This window comes from Microbacterium oryzae (assembly GCF_030406385.1).
Lineage (GTDB): Bacteria > Actinomycetota > Actinomycetes > Actinomycetales > Microbacteriaceae > Microbacterium > Microbacterium oryzae_A.
Genome location: NZ_JAUEPM010000002.1, coordinates 163,701 through 184,075, shown reverse-complemented (window position 1 = coordinate 184,075; position 20,375 = coordinate 163,701). Strand labels below are relative to the sequence as shown.

At 71.0% G+C, this 20,375-nt stretch carries 21 protein-coding genes; 7 read left to right on the top strand and 14 right to left on the bottom strand.

What is annotated here, in order from left to right; genetic code table 11:
• Positions 1–47 precede the first annotated feature (47 nt).
• The 5 genes from QWJ90_RS04845 to QWJ90_RS04825 all read right to left on the bottom strand — a co-directional run bounded on the left by QWJ90_RS04845 (position 48) and on the right by QWJ90_RS04825 (position 7,039).
• Complete coding sequence (locus tag QWJ90_RS04845) at positions 48–2,549, bottom strand: DEAD/DEAH box helicase (RefSeq protein WP_290106554.1); 2,502 nt, start codon at positions 2,547–2,549, stop codon at positions 48–50.
• Entirely contained in the window at positions 2,549–3,616 is a 1,068-nt protein-coding gene (locus QWJ90_RS04840) for a threonine aldolase family protein (RefSeq protein ID WP_290106553.1), read from the bottom strand. The genes QWJ90_RS04845 and QWJ90_RS04840 overlap by 1 nt, the downstream gene beginning before the upstream one ends.
• Before the next feature lie 22 nt (positions 3,617–3,638).
• Positions 3,639–4,286 carry an SDR family oxidoreductase gene (locus tag QWJ90_RS04835; RefSeq protein ID WP_290106552.1) on the bottom strand — a complete coding sequence of 216 codons (648 nt, stop codon included), beginning with the start codon at positions 4,284–4,286 and terminating at the stop codon, positions 3,639–3,641.
• Positions 4,279–5,748 (bottom strand): DUF6421 family protein, encoded by a 1,470-nt coding sequence (locus tag QWJ90_RS04830; RefSeq protein ID WP_290106778.1) that lies wholly within the window; start codon positions 5,746–5,748, stop codon positions 4,279–4,281. Before QWJ90_RS04830 ends, QWJ90_RS04835 begins: the two co-directional genes overlap by 8 nt.
• A gap of 121 nt (positions 5,749–5,869) precedes the next feature.
• Positions 5,870–7,039 carry an MFS transporter gene (locus QWJ90_RS04825; protein ID WP_290106551.1) on the bottom strand — a complete coding sequence of 390 codons (1,170 nt, stop codon included), beginning with the start codon at positions 7,037–7,039 and terminating at the stop codon, positions 5,870–5,872.
• Positions 7,040–7,084: 45 nt separating this feature from the next.
• Here QWJ90_RS04825 and QWJ90_RS04820 point away from each other — a divergent pair, with 45 nt between their 5' ends.
• Complete coding sequence (locus tag QWJ90_RS04820; protein ID WP_290106550.1) at positions 7,085–7,732, top strand: IMPACT family protein; 648 nt, start codon at positions 7,085–7,087, stop codon at positions 7,730–7,732.
• A 4-nt stretch (positions 7,733–7,736) separates the two neighbouring features.
• Here the strand turns inward: QWJ90_RS04820 and QWJ90_RS04815 are convergent, their stop codons facing one another.
• Positions 7,737–8,636, bottom strand: a complete 900-nt coding sequence (locus tag QWJ90_RS04815) for an NAD-dependent epimerase/dehydratase family protein (RefSeq protein WP_290106549.1) — start codon at positions 8,634–8,636, stop codon at positions 7,737–7,739.
• Between the two features lie 71 nt (positions 8,637–8,707).
• Between QWJ90_RS04815 and QWJ90_RS04810 the strand changes: the two genes are divergently transcribed.
• Positions 8,708–10,108, top strand: coding sequence for an amino acid permease (locus QWJ90_RS04810; RefSeq protein ID WP_290106548.1), 1,401 nt, complete (start codon positions 8,708–8,710; stop codon positions 10,106–10,108).
• Positions 10,109–10,249: 141 nt separating this feature from the next.
• Here the strand turns inward: QWJ90_RS04810 and QWJ90_RS04805 are convergent, their stop codons facing one another.
• Positions 10,250–11,248, bottom strand: a complete 999-nt coding sequence (locus tag QWJ90_RS04805) for a magnesium and cobalt transport protein CorA (protein ID WP_290106547.1) — start codon at positions 11,246–11,248, stop codon at positions 10,250–10,252.
• A 71-nt stretch (positions 11,249–11,319) separates the two neighbouring features.
• On the opposite strand from QWJ90_RS04805, the gene QWJ90_RS04800 reads away from it, so the two are divergent.
• From QWJ90_RS04800 to QWJ90_RS04785, 4 genes are all read left to right on the top strand, one after another.
• Positions 11,320–12,237, top strand: coding sequence for an aldo/keto reductase (locus QWJ90_RS04800; protein WP_290106546.1), 918 nt, complete (start codon positions 11,320–11,322; stop codon positions 12,235–12,237).
• Positions 12,238–12,400: 163 nt separating this feature from the next.
• Entirely contained in the window at positions 12,401–12,661 is a 261-nt protein-coding gene (locus QWJ90_RS04795; RefSeq protein ID WP_290106545.1) for a DUF6458 family protein, read from the top strand.
• 4 nt (positions 12,662–12,665) lie between these two features.
• The gene (locus QWJ90_RS04790; RefSeq protein ID WP_290106544.1) at positions 12,666–13,955 is read left to right on the top strand and encodes a serine/threonine-protein kinase; all 1,290 of its coding nucleotides are present in this window, start codon (positions 12,666–12,668) and stop codon (positions 13,953–13,955) included.
• The gene (locus QWJ90_RS04785) at positions 13,952–14,587 is read left to right on the top strand and encodes a hypothetical protein (protein WP_290106543.1); all 636 of its coding nucleotides are present in this window, start codon (positions 13,952–13,954) and stop codon (positions 14,585–14,587) included. The genes QWJ90_RS04790 and QWJ90_RS04785 overlap by 4 nt, the downstream gene beginning before the upstream one ends.
• A 59-nt stretch (positions 14,588–14,646) precedes the next feature.
• On the opposite strand, the gene QWJ90_RS04780 is transcribed toward QWJ90_RS04785, so the two are convergent.
• The 3 genes from QWJ90_RS04780 to QWJ90_RS04770 form a co-directional block, all read right to left on the bottom strand.
• Positions 14,647–14,790: a hypothetical protein gene (locus QWJ90_RS04780; RefSeq protein ID WP_290106542.1), complete on the bottom strand. Its 144-nt coding sequence runs from the start codon at positions 14,788–14,790 to the stop codon at positions 14,647–14,649.
• Between the two features lie 28 nt (positions 14,791–14,818).
• The gene (locus QWJ90_RS04775) at positions 14,819–15,061 is read right to left on the bottom strand and encodes a hypothetical protein (RefSeq protein WP_290106541.1); all 243 of its coding nucleotides are present in this window, start codon (positions 15,059–15,061) and stop codon (positions 14,819–14,821) included.
• A gap of 79 nt (positions 15,062–15,140) precedes the next feature.
• The gene (locus tag QWJ90_RS04770; protein WP_290106540.1) at positions 15,141–15,533 is read right to left on the bottom strand and encodes a single-stranded DNA-binding protein; all 393 of its coding nucleotides are present in this window, start codon (positions 15,531–15,533) and stop codon (positions 15,141–15,143) included.
• A 145-nt stretch (positions 15,534–15,678) separates the two neighbouring features.
• Between QWJ90_RS04770 and QWJ90_RS04765 the strand changes: the two genes are divergently transcribed.
• Positions 15,679–16,335 (top strand): histidine phosphatase family protein, encoded by a 657-nt coding sequence (locus tag QWJ90_RS04765; RefSeq protein ID WP_290106539.1) that lies wholly within the window; start codon positions 15,679–15,681, stop codon positions 16,333–16,335.
• Here QWJ90_RS04765 and QWJ90_RS04760 read toward each other — a convergent pair.
• From QWJ90_RS04760 to QWJ90_RS04745, 4 genes are read right to left on the bottom strand one after another with little or no spacing between them, the layout of a single operon-like run.
• Complete coding sequence (locus QWJ90_RS04760) at positions 16,305–17,039, bottom strand: substrate-binding domain-containing protein (protein ID WP_290106538.1); 735 nt, start codon at positions 17,037–17,039, stop codon at positions 16,305–16,307. The two genes, QWJ90_RS04765 and QWJ90_RS04760, sit on opposite strands and share 31 nt — an antisense overlap.
• Positions 17,036–18,025, bottom strand: a complete 990-nt coding sequence (locus tag QWJ90_RS04755) for an aldo/keto reductase (protein ID WP_290106537.1) — start codon at positions 18,023–18,025, stop codon at positions 17,036–17,038. Before QWJ90_RS04755 ends, QWJ90_RS04760 begins: the two co-directional genes overlap by 4 nt.
• Entirely contained in the window at positions 18,022–18,975 is a 954-nt protein-coding gene (locus QWJ90_RS04750; RefSeq protein WP_290106536.1) for a Gfo/Idh/MocA family oxidoreductase, read from the bottom strand. Before QWJ90_RS04750 ends, QWJ90_RS04755 begins: the two co-directional genes overlap by 4 nt.
• Positions 18,972–20,375, bottom strand: coding sequence for a protocatechuate 4,5-dioxygenase subunit alpha/beta (locus tag QWJ90_RS04745; RefSeq protein WP_290106534.1), 1,404 nt, complete (start codon positions 20,373–20,375; stop codon positions 18,972–18,974). Before QWJ90_RS04745 ends, QWJ90_RS04750 begins: the two co-directional genes overlap by 4 nt.

Here is a 20,375-nt window from a genome sequence, read left to right as displayed (position 1 = left end):
GAGCGAGACCGGCCTCGCCAGCGCGCGCTCGGTGGTGCCGAACTGTCCTACAGCCGCACGACCTCCGTCACGCGCAGGATGGCGGTGCCCGCCTCCGCGGACGCCTCCAGATCCACCTCGCCGCGGATGCGCCAATCATGATCCCCGGCGGGATCGTCGATCGTCTGCTCGACGCGCCAGGTCATGCCGTCCTCCTCGATGCGGCACAGGGCCGGAGAACGCGAGGCCCCGCCCGTGCCGATCGTGTCGTGCTCGGCGTAGTACCGGTCGAGCGCGCGCGGCCAGTCGATCTCGGGATCGAGCGCGGTGAGCTCCTCGTCCTTCTCGAGCGCCGCGAGCTGCACGCGGCGGAACATCTCGTTCCGCACGAGGACCGTGAACGCGCGGCGGTTGACGGTGACGGATGGCGGTGCCGGCGGCACGACCGAGGTCGCGTCGTCGCCGTCCGCGCCGGATGCCAGCGCCTCCCACTCGTCGACGAGGCTCGAGTCGACCTGGCGCACGAGCTCGCCCAGCCACTCGATGATGTCGCGCAGCTCCTCGGTGCGCGCCTCGGCGGGCACGGTCTGACGGATGGCGCGGTACGCGTCGCTGAGGTAGCGCAGCACGAGGCCCTCGCTGCGTCCGAGCTGGTACCAGTTCACGAACTCGGCGAACGACATCGCCTGCTCGAACATGTCGCGCACCACGGACTTCGGGCGCAGCTCGAAGTCGCGCACCCACGGCTGACTCGACGCGAACACCTCGAACGACTGCTGCAGGAGGTCGGCGAGCGGCTTGGCGTACGTGATCTCCTCGAGCGCGTTCATGCGCTCCTCGTACTCGATCCCCTCGCGCTTCATGGCCGCGACGGCCTCGCCGCGCGCCTTGAACTCCTGCTGCGAGAGGATGGCCCTTGGATCGTCGAGCGTCGCCTCGATCACGCTCACGACGTCGAGGGCGTATGAGCCGGTGCCCACACCATCCGCCCCGGCCGCGGGATCGAGCAGCTCGATCGCGGCCAGCGCGAACGGCGACAGCGGCTGGTTGAGAGCGAAGTTCGGCTGCAGCTCCACGACGAGGTGGATGCGCCCGTCGGCGTCGACCTCGACGATGCCGGCCTCCCGGAGCGTCCGGAAGATCGCCAGCGCACGCCGTGCGAGCGCGTACTGCCGCGGGCGGGACTCGTGGTTGTCGAAGACCAGCGAACGCACGTTGGCGAAGACGTCTCCCCCGCGCCCGATGACGTTGATGAGCATCGCGCTCGTGATCTGCAGCTGCGGCTGCAGCGGCTCGGGCTCGGCGTCGACGAGCTTCTCGAACGTCTGCTCGCTCCACGACACGAAGCCGGTGGGGGCCTTCTTGCGCTGCACCTTCTTGCGCTTGGCGGCGTCGTCCCCCGCCTTCCGCAGCGCCTGCGCGTTCTCGATGTCGTGCTCGGGAGCCAGCACGACGACATTGCCGTACGGGTCGTAGCCCGCGCGTCCGGCACGACCGGCGATCTGATGGAACTCGCGCGCGGAGACCCGCCGCATGCGCGTGCCGTCGTACTTCGACAGCGCCGTGATCATGACCGTGCGGATGGGCACGTTGATGCCGACGCCGAGGGTGTCGGTCCCGCAGATGACGCGGAGGAGCCCGCGCTGCGCGAGCGTCTCGACCAGCCGCCGATAGCGCGGCAGCATGCCCGCGTGATGCACCCCGATGCCCGACCGGACCAGCCGCGACAGGGTCTTGCCGAACGCGGTGGTGAACCGGAAGCCCCCGATCGCCTCGGCGATCTCGTCGCGCTGCTCGCGCGTGGTGACCTTGACGCTCGCGAGCGCCTGCGCGCGCTCCATGGCGCCGGCCTGCGAGAAGTGCACGATGTAGATCGGCGCCTCGCGCTCCTCGAGGAGCTTCTCGACCGTCTCGTGCGCGGGATGATCGGAGTAGGTGTGGTGCAGGGGCACCGGCCGCTCGGCTCCCGCGACGAGGGTCGTCTGCCGCCCCGTCCGCCGCGAGAGGTCCTCCTGGATGGCCGTGGTGTCGCCGAGCGTCGCGGACATCAGGAGGAACTGCGCGCGCGGGAGCAGGAGCAGGGGAACCTGCCACGCCCAGCCGCGGTCGCTGTCGCCGTAGTAGTGGAACTCGTCCATGACGACCTGGTCGACCTCGGTGTCGGCGCCGTGCCGCAGCGCGAGGTTCGCGAGGATCTCGGCGGTGCAGCAGATGATCGGCGCCTCCGGATTCACCGACGAATCGCCGGTGACCATTCCGACGTTCTCCGCGCCGAAGATGTCGACGAGCGCGAAGAACTTCTCGCTGACCAGGGCCTTGATCGGGGCCGTGTAGTAGGTGCGGCCGCCCCCGGCGAGCGCCGCGGCGTGCGCGGCGATCGCGACGAGCGACTTCCCCGTTCCGGTGGGAGTGGCGAGGATGACGTTGCTGCCCGAGACGAGCTCGATGACGGCCTCGTCCTGGGCGGGGTAGAGCGCGAACCCGCGCTCGTCCGCCCACTCGACGAAGGCGTCGTAGAGCGCGTCCGCGTCGCCGGCAGTGGCCCGCGCGCGCTCCAGCAGCGAGGCCATCAGCGCGTGGTCTCGCGGGCGATCGCAGCCACGAAGGCGTCGATGTCCTCCTCCGTCGTGTCGAAGCTGCACATCCACCGCACCTCGGCGGTCGCGGCATCCCAGTCATAGAAGCGCACGGTCTCGCGCAGCCGGTCGGCGACGCCCGCCGGCAGGATGGCGAAGAGGCCGTTGGCCTGCGTCTCCCGCGTGAAGCGCACGCCCCGGATCGACCCGTCGGCCACGCCCGCTTCGACGGCGGCGCGGAGCCGCTGCGCCATGGCGTTGGCGTGCCGCGCGTTGCGGAGGTGCAGATCGCCCTCGAACAGCGCCAGCAGCTGCGCGGACACGAAGCGCAGCTTCGAGGCGAGCTGCATGTTGAGCTTCCGGAGGTACGTGAGGCCGGTGGACGCCTCGGGGTTCAGCACGACGATCGCCTCGGCGAGCATGGCGCCGTTCTTCGTGCCGCCCAGGGACAGCACGTCGACGCCGGCGTCGCGCGTGAAGGCGCGCAGCGGCAGGTCGAGTGCGGCCGCGGCGTTCGCCAGGCGGGCGCCGTCGAGGTGCACGTGCATGCCGAGGCCGTGCGCGTGGTCGGCGACCGCGCGGATCTCCTCCGGCGTGTAGATCGTGCCGAGCTCGGTCACCTGCGTGATCGACACGACGAGGGGCTGCGCGCGGTGCTCATCGCCCCACCCCCACGCCTCGCGGTCGATGAGCTCGGGGGTGAGCTTGCCGTCCTCGGTCGGCACGCCGAGGATCTTGATGCCGCCGATCCGCTCCGGAGCGCCCTGCTCGTCGGTGTTGATGTGCGCGGTGGTCGCGGCGACGACGGCGCCCCAGCGCGGCAGCATCGACTGCAGCGCCGTGACGTTGGCGCCCGTGCCGTTGAACACCGGATACACCTCGAGCGGACCGCCGAGCTGCTCGGTCAGCACGTCGCGCAGGCGCGCGGTGTACACATCCTCGCCGTAGGCGATCTGGTGGCCGTCGTTGGCCCCCGCGATCGCGGCCAGCACGTCGGGATGGATGCCGGCGTAGTTGTCGGAGGCGAAGCTGCGCAGGTTCGGGTCATGCAGTGAGGTCACCGACCCAGCCTATTCTCGCCGCTCATGGGAGGAGTTCGATCACGCGATCGTTGACGTCGGCGGCCGCCGCTGCCCACAGCCCCGCGTACGTCTCCGCGAGCCGCTCCTCGAGACCCGCCAGCGCCTTCACCCGGAAGATCGTCGCCGCCGATGCGGGCGCCTCCTTCGCGAGTCCGTGGGCGAGCGCGCGCACCCACGCCTCACTCGCCGCCTTCACCGCCGCGTAGTTCGCGCCACCCGCGAGCGGCCGCGCGACCGCGGTCGACGACACGATCGCCACCCGTGCGCCGGGTGAGGCGATGAGGGATGGCCAGAGCGCTCGGGTCACGAGGCGGAGCGACGTGAACGACGCCTCGAGTGCACGGTAGTCCTCGTCGCTCTGCCCGGGGAGGCCGCCGCCCCCGCGCCATCCGCCGACGAGGTGCAGCAGGCCGTCGAGAGGTCCGACGGCCTCGGCCAGCACGCGCACCTCCCCCGGTTCGGCGAGATCGGCCTCGATGGTGTCGTACCCGGCCGCGGCGAGAGAGGCGAGCTTCTCGGGGTCGCGACCGGCCACGATCACGCGGGCGCCGCCATCCGCCAGCCGTCGCGCGACCGCGCGGCCGGCCGCGCTCGTGCCCCCGGTGAGCAGAACAGCACCGGGGGCACGAGCCGAGGCGGCTTCAGTCATCCGTCCCGCGGATGCCCGAGGTCTGCGCGATGACGTCGCGCATCTTCCGCTCGAGCGCCTCGTAGAACATCGACAGCGGGAACTCGTCGTCGAGCACCGCGTCGGTGTAGCCGCGCAGCGGTCCGGCGAGCACCTCGTCGGGCAGCCCGCGCGCCCAGGTCGACGCGGGGTGCGGCGTCAGCACCGAGCGCACCAGGTCGTACGCGGCCAGCCAGTGCGCGGACTTCGGGCGGTCGATCGAGCGCCAGTAGAGCTCGTCGATCGCATCCCCGAGCGCCACGACCGCTCCCGGCACCGCCTTCCAGTCGAAGGCGAGCGCGGTGTCGGTCCAGTGCAGCGCGCCGCGCTGGTGCAGCCATGCGAACAGCAGCTGGCCGCCGAGGCCGTCGTAGTTGCGCACGCGGCTGCCCGTGATCGCGAACCGGAAGATGCGATCGAAGATCACGGCGTACTGGACGAGCCGCGCCTGCGCGAGCGTCTCCTCCTCGACGGCGTCGAGGCCATCCGGATCGAGCTCCTTCGCGGCCGTGAGTCGTCGCTGGATGGCCACGCTCTCGCGAAACGCGGTGAGGTCGCACCGCAGCTCCTCCAGCGCGTAGAGGAAGTAGGGCATCCGCTGCTTGATCATGAACGGGTCGAAGGGCAGGTCACCGCGCATGTGGGTGCGGTCGTGGATCATGTCCCACATGACGAAGGACTGCTGCGTCAGCCGCTGGTCGTCGAGCATGCGGGCGGCCTCTTCCGGCAGCTCGAGCTTGGTGATCTCCGCCGCGGCGCGGACGACGCGACGATAGCGGGCGGCCTCGCGATCCTGGAAGATCGCACCCCACGTGAACGTCGGCACCTCCCGCACCGACACGGTCTCGGGGAACAGCACCGCCGAGTTCGTGTCGTACCCCGGCGTGAAGTCGACCAGGCGGAGGCTCACAAAGAGGCGGTTGCTGTACGAGCTGGCCTCGAGCCGCGCGACGAACTGCGGCCAGATCACCTCGACGAGGAGCGCCTCCAGGTGCCGGTCGCGGGAGCCGTTCTGCGTGTACATCGGGAACACGACGAGGTGGCCGAGGCCGTCGACGCGGTGCTCCTCGGGGTGGAACGCCACGAGCGCGTCATGGAAGTCCGGCACGCCGAACCCCGCATCGCCCCAGCGGCCGAGGTCCGCGACGACGGCGTCGAGGTACGCCGCATCGTGCGGGAAGCGCGGCGCGAGCTCGCGCACCGCCGCCTGCACGCGCTCGACCTCGACCCGGGCCGTCGCATGATGCGCGGCGTCCGGGATGGAGCCGTCCGGCGCCTGCATCCCCTGGATGGCGATCGCGGCCGCCTTGAGTCGGAGCCACGCTGCGGACTCCGCCACCGGGCCATCCGCGCCCGCCCTCTCGAGACGGCCGCTCGCCATGCGGCCGTCCTCGACGACCTCGGGCTCACCGATGATGGCCTTCGTGCTCTGCACCTGGCTCATGGACATGGGAACCTCCGATCGTGAGGCTCGGGCCGCGACATCGCGGCGGTGGGTGTCGTGAGGCCAGGCTATGCGGCGCCGCGCGGTTTGGGGAGGGGCGGCGCCCGGTTCGCCATCCGGTTCAGCGACGGCCGCCGCGGCCGAGGACCACTCCGACGATCGTCTGGGTCGTGGTCAAGACGGCGAGCAGCACGAGCGTCGGCGTCCAGCTGCCGGTCTGCTCGGCGAGGAATCCGGCCGCGAAGGGGCCCGCCGCGGCGAGGAGATAGCCGATCGACTGCGCCATGCCGGAGAGCTTCGCCGCCTCGCCGTGGCTGCGCGCGCGGAGGCTCAGCATCGTCAGCGCCGCGACGAGCGAGGCGCCCTGCGCGAGGCCGAGGAGAACGAGCCACAGCAGCAGCGCGTCCGGCCACAGCAGCATGCCCGCGGTGCCGACGGCAAGGGGCGCGGTCGCCGCGAGCATCCCCGGGGCCTGGTCCCGGCCATCCCGCAGCAGCCGCGGGATGAGAAGACCGCCGAGCACCCCCAGCAGCAGGAAGAACGACACGTGGAGGCCCGCGGTCGCGGCGGGGACACCCCACGACGTCTCGATGGTCGGCAGCCAGGTCGCCAGCACGTAGAAGGTCGTGGACTGCAGCCCCATGTACACCGTCGCGAGCCACGCGGTGCCCCAGCGCCAGATGCTCGGATGGTGCGGCACCGGGACGGGTTCGAGGGCGGGCGAGTGCACGGCCGGGCCCGCCATGCGCGGCAGCCATGCCAGCGCCACGAGGAGCGCGAGGCCGGCCCAGACGACGAGTGAGAACCGCCAGTCCACCAGGTGCGCGAGCGGCACCGAGAGCGCGGATCCCGTGGCCGCCGCCAGCGTGAGGAACGCGGTGTAGAAGCCCGTGGCGAGCGACACCCGCTCCGGGTAGTCACGGCGGACGAGCACCGGGGTGAGCACGTTGCCCACGGCGATCGCCGCGCCGATCGCGAAGGTGCCGATCCAGAGACCGGCGTCGCCCGCGTACGAGCGCACGACGGTGGCCACCACCAGGACGCCGAGCGCCACGAGCACCGCCCTGTCATCGCCGAAGCGCGCGGCCATCCGATGGACGAGCGGCGAGACAGCGGCGAACGCGAGCAGCGGCAGCGCGGTGAGGATGCCGAGGGTGCCCTCGCCGAGGCCGGTGTCGGCCCCGAGGTAAGCGAGCACCGGTCCGACGGAGGTGATGGCGGGGCGGAGGCACAGCGCGACGAGGAAGACGAGCGCCGCCATCCAGCCGGTTCTGCGAGCGTGCGCGTTCATCCTTCGATCTCATCACGCGCAGAGCACGACGGTATCCTCGACGGGATGACGCGCCGGTTCCCGTCCACGATCGCCGCGACGGTCGAGCACGAGCTCGTCATCCGCAAGTCGCGCTTCATCGCGCACCTCGAGCCGGTCGCGTCGCCGGAGGAGGCCGACGCCGTGATCGCGGCCGTGCGGAAGCGCGCGTGGGACGCGCGCCACCACTGCGTCGCCATGGTCACCGGCGTCCTCGGAGATCAGGCCCGCTCCTCCGACGACGGCGAGCCGTCGGGGACCGCCGGCATCCCCATGCTCGAGGTGCTGCGCCGCCGCGAGCTCACCGACGTCGTCGCGGTCGTCACGCGCTACTTCGGCGGCATCAAGCTGGGCGCGGGCGGGCTCGTGCGCGCGTATTCCGCGGCGGTCTCGGAGGCGCTGGATCTCGCCGCGATCGTCCGCCGGGAGTCGCTCACGCAGGCGCTCGTCGACGTGCCGCACGGCGACGCCGGTCGCGTGGACAACCTCCTGCGCGAGTGGGTGCAGCACCACGGCGCGACGCTCGGCGACACGACGTACGGCGCGGCGGCGCGGTTCGAGCTGTGGGTCCCCGCGGATGGCCTGGGTCGCCTCGCCGAGGATCTCGCGGCCGCCTCGGCCGGATCCCTCTCGCCGGTCGTCGGCGTCGAGCGGATCGTCGACGTCCCGGCGTAGGCGCTCAGCGCCCGTCGCGCCAGGAGTGCCGCGGCTCGAATCCCAGGAGACGACGCGCCTTGTCGATGGCGAGCAGCGTCTCGGTGCCCGCGACCTCGCGCTGCAGCGGGATCGCGGGGAACACCTCCGCGGCGAGCTCGGCCGACGGACGCGACATGACGGTGTCGGCGGCCGCGATGACGAAGTTCTCCGCTCCGACGAGATCGCTCTCCACCGCGAGCCGGCATGCCTGCGCGCCGTCGCGGGCGTCGATGTAGCCCCAGGCGTTCCAGGAGCGCAGCCGCGGATCCTCCTCGAAGCTCGGGAACCGCTCGTAGTCCGCCGGCTCCATGACGTTCGAGAACCGCAGCCCGATGAATCCGGCATCCGGGCACCAGCGCGCGAAGTGCCGGGCGTTCTCCTCGTCGACCGCCTTGCTCAGCGAGTACGACGTCTGCGGACGCACCGCGTACTCCTCGTCGACCGGGAGGTACGGCGGCGGCGTCTCGTCGAAGGAGAGCCCGAGGAGGGTCTCGCTCGAGGCGAAGACGACGCGGCGCACGCCGGCCAGACGCGCGGCGGAGAAGAGGTTGTAGGTGATCGCGGTGTTGTTCGCGAAGGTCGCCGCGTCCGGGATGAGGCCGGGGGCGGGGATGGCCGCGAGATGCACGAGCGCGTCGACGCCGCGGCCCGAGCCGACGGGGAGCGCGCCGTAGTGCTCGTCGATGTGCGTGAGCACCTGGACGGCCTGCCCGTAGTCGGTGAGGTCGGCCTGCAGGAAGCGGACGCCGTCCGGCAGTTCGGCGGGGCGAACCCGGTCCACCGTCGTCACGGCGTACCCGTGCTCGGCGAAATGGGCGACGACCGCCCGTCCGAGCTTGCCGCTGCCGCCGGTGATCACGATCTGCTGCGCTGCTCTGTCCACGCGCCCACCCTATGGCCGACGGCCGTTCTCTCACCCGGCCCCGGGCCATCCGCTGGGAGAATGGAGGCACGATGTCTGAATCCGCGACCCTGCGCCGGGGGCTCTCCGCCCGTCACATCCGCTTCATGGCCCTCGGCTCCGCGATCGGCACCGGCCTCTTCTACGGATCGTCCGCCGCCATCCAGGCCGCCGGCCCGGCCGTCCTCCTGGCTTACATCGTGGGCGGCGCCGCCGTCTTCATGGTCATGCGCGCCCTCGGTGAGATGGCGGTGCGCCACCCGGTCGCCGGCTCGTTCGGGCAGTACGCGGCGCGCTACCTCGGTCCGTTCGCCGGGTTCGTCACCGGATGGACCTACGCCTTCGAGATGGTGATCGTCTGCCTGGCCGACGTCACCGCATTCGGCATCTACATGGGGTTCTGGTTCCCCGACGTGCCGCGGTGGATCTGGGTGCTGTCGATCATCCTGTTCATCGGCGCGCTGAACCTCGCGAGCGTGCGGATCTTCGGCGAGCTGGAGTTCTGGCTCTCGCTGGTGAAGGTCGCCGCCATCGTGGCCATGATCGCCGGCGGCATCGCGATCATCGTGTTCGGGCTGGGCGCGCAGTCCGAGGGCGCGTCCGGAGTGGCGAACCTCTGGTCCCACGGCGGGTTCGCCCCGGAGGGCCTGGGTGGCGTGATCGCCAGCCTCGCCGTGGTGATGTTCGCCTTCGGCGGCATCGAGATCATCGGCGTCGCCGCGGGCGAGGCGAAGGAGCCCCAGCGGGTGCTGCCGCTGGCCATCAACACGGTGCCGCTGCGCATCCTGCTGTTCTACGTGCTGACGCTCGCCATCATCATGACGCTCGTGCCCTGGACCTCGATCACCGGCGAGGCGAGCCCATTCGTCTCGATCTTCACGACGTTGGGCATCCCCTTCGCCCCGCACATCCTCAATGCCGTCGTCATCACCGCCGCCGTCTCCGCGATCAACTCCGACATCTTCGGGGCGGGCCGGATGCTGTTCGGGCTCGCCCAGCAGGGTCAGGCGCCCGCCGCCTTCGCGCGGACCTCCCGGCACGGCACGCCCCTCGTGCCGGTGCTGATCCTCGTCGCGACGCTGCTCGTGGGCGTGGTGGTGAATGCGGTCGTCCCCGAGCAGGCGTTCCTCCTCATCGCATCCGTCGCGACCTTCGCGACGGTCTGGGTCTGGCTGATGATCCTGCTCGCCCACGTGCGGATGAAGCGCGAGATCGCGCGAGCGAACCTCCCTCCCTCGGAGTTCCCCGTGCCGCTGTGGCCGGCGGCGTCCTACGCCGCGGTCACGTTCGTCGCGCTCGTCGTGGTGGTGCTGGGCATCGTCCCCGACACGCGTCCTGCGCTGATCGTGGGGGTCGTCTGGCTCGGCCTGCTGTGGCTCGCGTACGCGCTCTTCGTCCGCCAGCGCGGCAGGAGGGTGCCGGAGCTGGCCGATGCGACGGCGCAGCCCCGGTAGGGCGCCGACATCACCCCGTCGCTCCCGACTTGCGGCTACGCTCCAAGGCCCCGTACACCGCAGGTGGTCTCGGAGCGCGGAGGCTGTCTCGGAGCGGGCACGCCGTCTCGCCGGTCGCGCGGGCTCCGTCCGGCGCGCGCGCTACATCCACCTCCGCCACTTGAAGACGCCCCAGAGGGTCGCGCTCGTCACGGCCATCAGGGCGAGCGCCATCGGGTAGCCCCAGGCCCATTCCAGTTCGGGCATGTGCTCGAAGTTCATCCCGTAGATCCCGCCGACGAGCGTCGGCCCGAAGAGGATGGCCGCCCATCCGGAGATCTTCTTCACCTGCTCGTTCTGCTGCAGCGACGTCTCCGTCTGCCGCTGCGTCACGATCGTGGCGTGCACTGTGAGGGCGTTGTCGAGGATGGCACGGAACGCCGCGATCCGGTCATTCAACCGCAGCACGTGGTCGTGCACGTCACGCAGCAGCTGCGACAGCTCCCCCACGACGCCGTACTTCTCCCCGCCGCGCAGCAGCCCCTCGAGCATGCCGCCGAGGGGCTGCGTGCCGCGCTGGAACGCGATGACCTCCCGCGAGAGCTCGTAGATGCGACGGGAGAGGGAGGTGTCGGTGTCGGTGAAGAGCGCGTCCTCGATCTCGTCGATGTCGTTCTCCACGCCGCTGACGACGGGTGCGTACTGGTCGACGACCTCGTCGAGGATCGCGTACAGCACCGCCTCCGGGCCGAGCGCGAGCAGCCCCGGCTCCGCCTCCATCCGCTGCCGCACGCGCGCGAGGTTCGGCGCGTCCCCGTGCCGCACGGTGACGACGAAATCCCGACCGACGAAGACGTGCAGCTCGCCGAACTCCACGGTCTCGGTGGCGTCGATGTACCAGGCCGGCCTCAGCACGACGAAGAGCGTCTCCCCGTAGCGCTCGAGCTTGGCCCGCTGATGCCCCTTGCGCGCATCCTCGACCGCGAGCGCGTGCAGGTCGAACTCCGCGGCGACCGTCGCCAGCTCCTCGGCGGTCGGGCGCAGCAGGCCGATCCACGCCATCCCGTCCTGCGCCCGCACCTGCTCGAAGGTCATGTCGAGGCTCGGCGGATCGGCGATGCGCACGCCGTCGACGTACACGGCGTTGTCGATGATGGGCATCCGCCCATTCTCGACGACCGGCGCCGTCTTGCGTCATTCTGGAGACGGATCCGCGACCGATGGAGGCGCCCATGTCTGTGCTCGACCCCCGCCCGCTCGGCTCGACGCCGCTCGTCGTCAGCCCCATCACGCTCGGCGCCTCGTCGCTCGGGAACCCGGAGCGCTCCCCCGCTGATCCCGTCGCCCTCGCCGAGGAGATGCTCGGGGCGCCCTTCGCGGTCGTCGACACCTCGAACAACTACGCCGGCGGCGCGAGCGAGACCGCGCTCGGCCGCGCGCTCGATGCGCGCGGCGGGCTGACCGACGGCCACAGCATCGTCACGAAGGTCGACGTCGGTTTGGATGGCCGCTTCGATCGGGACCGCGTGTGGCGCTCGTACGAGGAGAGCGTCGAGAAGCTCGGCATCGAGCGCTTCCCGCTCGTGCACCTCCACGACCCGTGGGCGACCACGGTGGAAGAGGCGAGCGCGCCGGGCGGCGCCATCCAGGGGATGGTGGAGTTGCGCGAGCAGGGGCTGGTCGGCTCGATCGGCATCGCGGTGGGCGAGATCAGCCTCGAGACCGCCTACGTGCGCACCGGAGTCTTCGACGCCCTCCTCACGCACAACCGGTTCACTCTCGTCGACCGGCGCGCCGAGGACCTGATCGCGGAGGCGAACGACCGCGGCATGGGCGTGTTCAATGCGGCGCCCTTCGGCGGCGGGCTCCTCGCCGGCACGGGCACTCGCTACGCCTATCGGGAGGCTCCCGCCGACCTCCTCGCATGGCTGGGCCGGCTTCGCGGGCTCTGCGGCGAGTGGGGACTCGCCGTCCCCGCGGCCGCGCTGCACTTCTCCCTCCGCCACGCCGGGATCCACTCGACGGTGGTCGGGGTCGGCCGCCCCGAGCGCATCCGCGAGCTCGAGAAGCTCTACGCCACGGCCATCCCCGACGACTTCTGGCCGGAGGTCGAGAAGCTCGGCACCCCGCCCTCGACCATCGACGACTGAGCCTGGGCACGGAAGGGCTACCCTCCCGTCACCGCCGTGTCAACCGCGCGACGTGCGCTCGACGTTGACGGTACATCTTGATGAGCCGTCGACGCGGTGACAGGCGACCCGAGCCCGTCCGTCGGCCGGCGCACAGCGCTCAGCGCGCGGAAGGAGCACCACCATGGGAATCGGATCCGGCATCGCCCTCATCGCCATCGGCGCCATCGTCGCGTTCGCCATCGACATCGACATCGCGGGGATCGATCTCACGATGATCGGCTACATCCTCATGGCCGCCGGGGCGCTGGTCTTCCTCATCAGCCTCGTCATGATGATGCGTCGGCGCAGCGCGGTCTCCACCCAGCGGACGGCTGTCGACCCCGCCAGCGGTGAGCGCATCACCACGCGGCGGACCACCGACAACGGAGAGCCGCTCGCCTGAGGCCATGTCGGACCTCCTCAACGGGCCCGCCACCGGCGAGCTCCTCGACGGGCGCTATCGCCTGGTCTCCCGGGTGGGCGCCGGCGGGATGGCCACGGTCTACCACGCGCGAGACGAGCTGCTCGGGCGCGACGTCGCCGTCAAGCTGTTCCGGCCGATGCCCGACGACCCGCAGTCCCGCCAGCGCCGACGAGCCGAGACGCAGCTGCTGGCTGCCCTCAACCATCCCTCGCTCGTCACACTGTTCGACGCGCGAGTGGACGAGGACGACCATCCGTACCTCGTCATGGAATACGTCGACGGTCCCACGCTGCGCGACCGGATGGCCGCGGGCCCGATCTCGAGAAGAGAGATCGCCGAGACGGGCGCGGCTCTGGCCGACGCCCTGGCGGTCGTCCACGATGCCGGCATCGTCCACCGCGACGTCAAGCCGTCGAACGTGCTCCTGCGGACCGCTCAGCTGCCCGGCATCGCCCCCTCGGTGACGCTCGCCGACTTCGGCATCGCGTACCTCCTCGACTCCAGCCGCATCACCACTCCGGGGACGATGATCGGCACCGCCGCGTACATCGCGCCGGAGCAGGTGCGCGGTGAGCAGCCCGCGCCACCGTCGGACATCTACGCGCTCGGACTGATGCTCCTCGAGATGCTGACGGGACGCCATCCGTTCCCCGCCGGCACCCCGCAGGAGGTCTTCGCGCTCCGGCTCACGGGCGAGCCCGAGATCCCGGCTGATCTCGGGCCGCAGTGGCGCGCCCTGCTGACCGCGATGACCGATCGCGAGCCGGATCGCCGGCCCTCCGCGACCGAGGTGGCAGACGCGGCCCGCGCGCTCGCGGCTGAGGAGATGGAGCGCAGCGCCGACGTCGACACCGCTTCTCTCGACACGACGCAACTCAGCACTGCGACTCCGGGCACCGCTCCGCTCGACACCGCTCCCGACACCGCAGACCCCGTCTCCGTCACGGCGGACGCGCTTGCCACCCGCGACGATGACGCGACCCGTCCGTTCCCCGTCGAGCAGTCGGACCTCGCCATCCCGGCCGCGCGCGCGGATTCGGCGACCCCGCTCTCCTCGTTCGCCCGCGCCGACGAGCACGCGCCGTCCCGTCGCCGTGCGCTGACGATCACGGTCGGCGCGGTGCTCGCCACGGTGCTCGTCGCGCTGGCACTGGCCATCGGCGGGCCCGCTCTGTTCGGCTCAGCCGAGCAGCCGGATCCGCCCGCGCTGCCGCAGGTCGACGACCCCCTCGGCGGTCACCTCGACGATCTCATGGAAGCGGTGACACCGTGAGGCGGCTCCTCCTTCCCGGCGTCGTGCTCGCCGGCATCCTGCTGACGGGGTGCGCCGCCGATGAATCCGACGCGAAGACCACCGCGGCGCTGCAGGCAGGCGTGGTCGAGATCGCCGAGAGCGCCGCTTCGGGCGACCACGACAGCGCCCTCTCCGCGCTCGACGCCCTCGCTCAGGACGTGGACGACGCGCTTGTCGCCGGAGACATCGACGGCGGTCGGGCGGTCGCCATCCGCGACGCCATCGAGGTCGTGCGCGCGGATCTCGTGACGCTCGCCGCGCCCGAGCCCACGCCATCGCCGACGCCGACGCCGACGACGAAGGAACCGGTGTCGGAGGTCGCCACCGACCCGCCCGCAGACGATGACGCTCCCCCGGCACCGGAGTCGCCCGTGAACGAGGCTCCTGAGCCGGAGGCGCCGGAACCCGAGACCGAGGCACCGGAGCCCGAGACCGAGGCACCCGAGCCCGAGACCGAGGCACCGGAACCGGAGGTCACCCAGCCCGAGAACCCCGGCAACGGGAACGGGAATCAGGGCAACGGCAACGGCAACGGCAACAACGGCAATGGGAACAACGGCAACGGGAACAACGGCAACGGCAACCAGGGCAAGGGAAACGGGAACAACTAGGCCGACCGGTTCCGCTCTCGCGGAGCCCGGCCGGCCCTGATCGATCACCTGTGAGCGGGTCAGACCTCTTCGTCGCGGTCGACGTCGGTGTACTGGCCCGGCTGCTCGACGGTCCGGTTCGGCCGCTCCTGCCCGTCCGATTCCTCCACGTCGGTGTACTCCCCCGGGTCCTGCTGGTCGTCTCGTCCGGTCTGCGCGCTCATGATCGCTCCTTCGCTGATCGTCTCGGGGTCACTCCGCTTCCGGAGCGCCCTCCTCGCCGGGGATCTCCGCGTCGATGACGCCGATCCCGACGGCGTGGTGGCTGGCGTCGTCGCTCACCTGCGGCTCGTCCGCGCGGGGTTCCTCGCCGGGCTCCTGAGAGGTGCTCGGCGCCTCCAGCGTGGCATCCGCGCGCTCCTCCTCGGGGCGCATGTCGACGGCTTCCTCGTTCTCGGTGGACGTCTGCGTGGACGGGCGTTCTGCATCGGTCATATACGGCCTCCTCGTGTCGCCACCATCCTGGAGGATGAGCGGCCCGGGCACCACGGGTTGACCCGAACGCCGGAGGAGATTAGGCCTCGGGCGGCAGCGGCGCGTCCCAGGGCTCCGTCTGCGCCACGCTCTGGTCGGAGTCGTGGACGGTCACCGTCTGATCGAGCAGACTCACACCCACCTCGTCGGCCCGCACGCGGTGCACGGCCTCGTCGGCGGGGCGGTCCTCCGTGGTGCCCGCGAAGAACAGCCGCATGCGTCCGGTGCTGCGCTGCGCGGCCTCCACGAGGGCTGTCGCCTGAGCTCCGCTGACGAGCACGTCGTACGCGGCTGCCGGTCGCCCCTCCTTCACCCCCGCGGCGCGGTCGACCTCGTCGAGGACGAGCACGCGGGCCTGGGCGTACGGCTCGCCCTCGCCACGGTGCAGCTCCGAGATCTGCTCGAGGTCGCCGATGCGCGTGATGTAGGTCATGGTCGTGACTCCTCCTGATGGGATGGCGGCACGCTCACGGTATGCAGGCGGACAGGGCCGCTGACAGGGGTTGACACCGCCCGGGATCGGGACGACGCACGTCCGTGAGCGGCCCCGGGAGACGCAGGGAGACTACGGTTGCCGTGTGTTCGCGAATGATCCACTGCTCGACCACCCGGCCCCCGACAACCCGCAGGGCAAGCTGATCCTCCTGCGTCACGGCGAGACCGAGTGGTCGAAGGATGGCCGACACACCGGCCTGTCGGACTTCCCGCTGACGAGTCGGGGCGAGGATCTCGCGCGCGGCGCCGGCGAGCTGGTCGCCGACTACGACTTCTCCCTCGTGCTGACGTCGCCTCTGCAGCGCGCCCGCCGCACCGCGGAGCTCGCGAATCTGCACGCCGAGATCGATCCGCTTCTCGTCGAGTGGGACTACGGGGGATACGAGGGGCGCACGACGCTCGACATCCGACGCGAGCTCGGCTACAACTGGAGCGCCTTCACCCACGGGGTGATCCGCGGGGAGACGCCAGGGGAGACCGTGGAGGAGGTGGCAGCGCGCGCATCCCGCGTGCTCACGCGCGTGCTACCCGCCATGGCGGAGGGAGACGTGGCTCTGGTCGCCCACGGCCACTTCCTGCGCATCCTGACCGCGGTGTTCCTGCGGCTGGCTCCCCGCTTCGCCGCGCAGATAACTCTGGACGCCGGATCGGTGTCGGTGCTGAGCTTCTACCGCGAGCAGCCGGCCATCCTGTCCTGGAACTATGGACGTCAGCTCCCCCTCACGCCCTCGGAGTCCTGACCGGGGCGCGCGAAGCTGTGCCGGAGCGCGGCCGGCGCGGCGGCATCCGAGGCCAGGTAGCGCAGGACATCGCGGGCACGCGCGGGCTCGGCCGCCGTCGCCGCGACCGCGCCCCCGAACACCGTCGTGATGGCGCAGTCGGGCGGCAGTGTCCCCAGCAGGCGGATACCCGGCTGCGCCACGAGCTCGCTGAGCTGCTGGAAGCCCATGTCGACTTCTCCGTCGGCGAGCATCCGGGCGACCGGCACGCCGGGGGGCGCCTGCACGAGCCGCCCTTCCAGCGCCGCGCGCAGCCCCCAGTCCTCGAAGTGCCGCAGCAGGGCGGTTCCGCTCGGCCCGGAGGAGTATCCGATGCGCCCGGCGGCGGCCACAGCGGTGCGCACGGCGCCGGCATCCGGATACGCCGCAGTGGCGGGGTCGGCAGCCGGCTCTGTCGTCGCCGACGGCACGGCGACGGCGACGGCGACGCTCGAGACCAGCATGGGCGTCACGGTGTCGGCGATGACGTGTCCGTCCGCGCCGAGCCGCTCGAGGGCGTCGACGGCGAGGAAGACCAGGTCCCACGGTTCACCGGCGCGCACGCGGTCCGCGGCGGTGACGCCCCCGACCGATTCGAGCTGCAGGGCGGGAAGCCCCTCGGCGGCGACGGCGGCGGCGAGCTCGGTGAGCACATGCCGCGTCGCCATCGACGTGATGGCCCTCACACCGCCTCCGGGAAGGTCTCGGCGTCGACCTCACGCGCCTGCGCGTCCGGGTAGCGAGGGCCGGAGACCGTCGCCGTGTCGATCAGCTCTCCCGCGCGGGCGAGGATCTGCGGATCGAGGGCGAGGCCCACGGCGACGTCGTTCTCCCGCAGGTGGTCGATGCGCGTGGTGCCGGGGATCGCCACCACGTGCTCGCCGCGGGAGAGCACCCATGCGAGCGCGAGCTGCGCGGGCGTGCACCCCGCCTCCGTGGCGAGGGCGCGCCACCGCGGCAGCAGCGCGGCGTTCCTCGGCCAGTGATCGGGCTGGAAGCGCGGCTGGCCGCGGCGGATGTCCCCCGCAGCCAGCGCGTCGGGGTCGTGCACTCCATCGGCGAGGAACCCGCGCGCGAGGGGTGAGAATGCGACGAAGGCCGTGCCGCTCTCGCGGGTCGCGTCGAGCATCCCGAGTTCGGCGTTGCGCGTCCACAGCGAGTACTCGTTCTGCACCGCGGCGATGGGGGCGACCCGCTGCGCCTCGCGCAGGCGCGCCACGGACACCTCCGACAGCCCGATGGCGCCGATCTTGCCGGCTTCCACCGCATCGGCCAGGGCGCCGACGCTGTCGCCGATGGGCACCTTCTTGTCCCACCGATGGAGGTAGTACAGATCGATATGGTCGGCCCCGAGCCGACGCAGCGAGGCGTCGACCTGACCACGCAGGGTCTCGGGGCGGCCGTCGATCGTCCTGACGCCGTCGACGGAGGCCATGCCGCCCTTGCTGGCGAGCACCACCTCGTCGCGTCGTCCGTTGATCGCCCTCCCGACGAGCTCTTCATTGCGTCCGGCGCCGTACAGAGTCGCCGTGTCGAGCAGCGTCACTCCTTCGTCGAGCGCGCCCCGCAGCATCCGCAGCCCGTCGTCGGCCGACGGCGGCACGCCGTACGCGTGACTGAGCACCATGCACCCCAGACCCATCCGAGGCAGGCTCGCGCGCGAGGGGGTCACGCGAGCTGCTCCTCCAGCGCACCGAGCACGCGGTAGCAGTCGATCACCTGGCGCAGCGACGAGTTCGGCTCGCGGCCTTCACGGATCGCGGCGATGAACTCGCGGTCCTGCAGTTCGATGCCGTTCATGCTGACGGCGACCGCCGACACATCGATGGGCTTCTCCCTGCCGTCGACGAGATCGTCGTATCGGGCGATGTAGGTGCCGGTGTCGCCGATGTAGCGGAAGAACGTGCCGAACGGACCGTCGTTGTTGAACGACAGCGACAGGGTGCAGATCGCTCCCGACTCGGCCTTGAGCTGGATCGACATATCCAAGGCGATGCCCAGGTCGGGGTGGATGGGGCCCTGGATGGCGTTCGCCTGGACGATCCTGCCCGCCTGGTAGGCGAACAGGTCGACCGTGTGCGCGGCGTGGTGCCACAGCAGGTGATCGGTCCACGACCGCGGCTCGCCCTTGGCGTTCGTGTTCGTGCGGCGGAAGAAGTAGGTCTGCACGTCCATCTGCTGGACGCCGAACTCACCCGTCACGATCTTGTTGTGCAGCCACTGGTGGGAGGGGTTGAACCGCCGCGTGTGCCCCACCATCGACACGAGGTCGGATGCCTCGGCCGCCGCGAGCGCAGCCTCGGCGTCGGCCAGCGAATCGGCGAGGGGGATCTCCACCTGCACGTGCTTGCCGGCGGCCAGGGCCGCTCGAGTCTGAGCGGCGTGCAGGCCCGTCGGGGTGGCGAGGATGACGGCATCCACGTCGTCGCGCTCGAGCACCGCGTCGTATCCGACCACCGCGGTGGGCACCCCGTACTTCTCGGCCACGGCCTGCGTCGGCTCGAGCCGGGTGCCGCTGACGACGGTGACCTCGGCGTCGGGGATGTTCGCGAGGCCGTCGAGGTGCTTCATGCCGAAGGCTCCGGCGGCGCCGACGACGGCGATGCGGACCCGCTCGCTCATGCGGGCACCTCTGCCTCTCTCGCCTGCTCGGCCGTGATCTCGCCACTGTCGTCGGACCCCGCGACCGCCGCCTCGACCGCGTCGGCAGCCGCCGTGGTGTTCAGGCCCGTCGGGTTCGAGATCACCAGATGGCCGACCGCGGTGTTGGACGCCGGCACGTGATAGAAGCGGTGGTTCACGTCGGGCGCCCCGCCCCCGAACTGGTCGTCCATGGCCCCTCGTGCGATGAGCCAGTCCACGAGCTCGATCCCCTCGGACCCGGCCTCGTCGACGTACTCCATGTGGGGCCATTCGGTCAGCCCCAGCGGATCGGTGATGAGGTGGTCGAGGAACGCGTTGTCCCACTCCTCGTTGATGAGACCCGCCCGCGGCCCCTGGAGCTGGTGGCTCATGCCGCCGGTACCCCAGATCTGCACATTGAGTTCGGGCCCGTCCCACTTGTCGAGTGCGCGGCGGATCGCCTTGCCCAACTCGTAGCAGCGGCGCCCGGAGGGGACGGGGTACTGCACCACGTTCACCGGCAGCGGGATGACGCGGCACGGCCACTCCTCGACGTCGCCGAAGACGAGGGAGAGCGGAACGGTGAGACCGTGGTCGACGACCATCTCGTTGACGAGCGTCAGGTCGAAGTCATCCTGGATCACCGACTGTGCGATGTGGGCGGCGAGCTCCGGGTAGCCCTTCACGTCGGGTACCGGGCGAGGACCGTACCCCTCGTCGGCGACAGGATAATGCGCGCCGGTACCGAGCACGAAGGTCGGAATGATGTTCGAATCGAACGCCGTCGCGTGGTCGTTGTAGACGAGGATGACCACGTCGGGGGTGTTCTCCTTGGCCCACCTCCGCGTCCACTCGTACCCGTCGAAGACCTTCTTCCAGTACGGCTCCTCGGTCTTGCCCAGATCCATAGCGGCACCGATAGCCGGCACATGGGAGGTGAACAGTGCTGATGTGAAGCGCGCAGGAGCATCCTCGCGCATCACGGTCGCCTTCTCGGTCGGCGGCGGCGTCCATCCGTCGAGATCCTTGAGCCGGTTCCCTTCGGGCCGGCGTCCGCCGCCGATCATCATGTCGCGGTAGGCCGCTTCGCTCATGCCGGTCATGGAGCCGGCCATCTGCTGGAAGCTGAGGCCGTGCGTGGCGCCGATCTTGGACAGGAAGTAGATGTTGCCGCCTTCGCGGATCATCGTGTTGAGGTCCATGTCGAGGACGGCTTGGCGCTGGGCGGGAGTGAGCGGCCACTCGTCCAGGTAGGCCTCCTGGTGGGCGAGGAACCGCTGGCGGTTCTCGGGCTTCATGAGCGACATCGAGAACTGGTTCAGGTGGTAGCCCTTGCGAGCCTGCTCGGCATCGAAGATGGTCGTGCCGGGCACATTCTTGTACGGCTTGTCGAGAGCCAT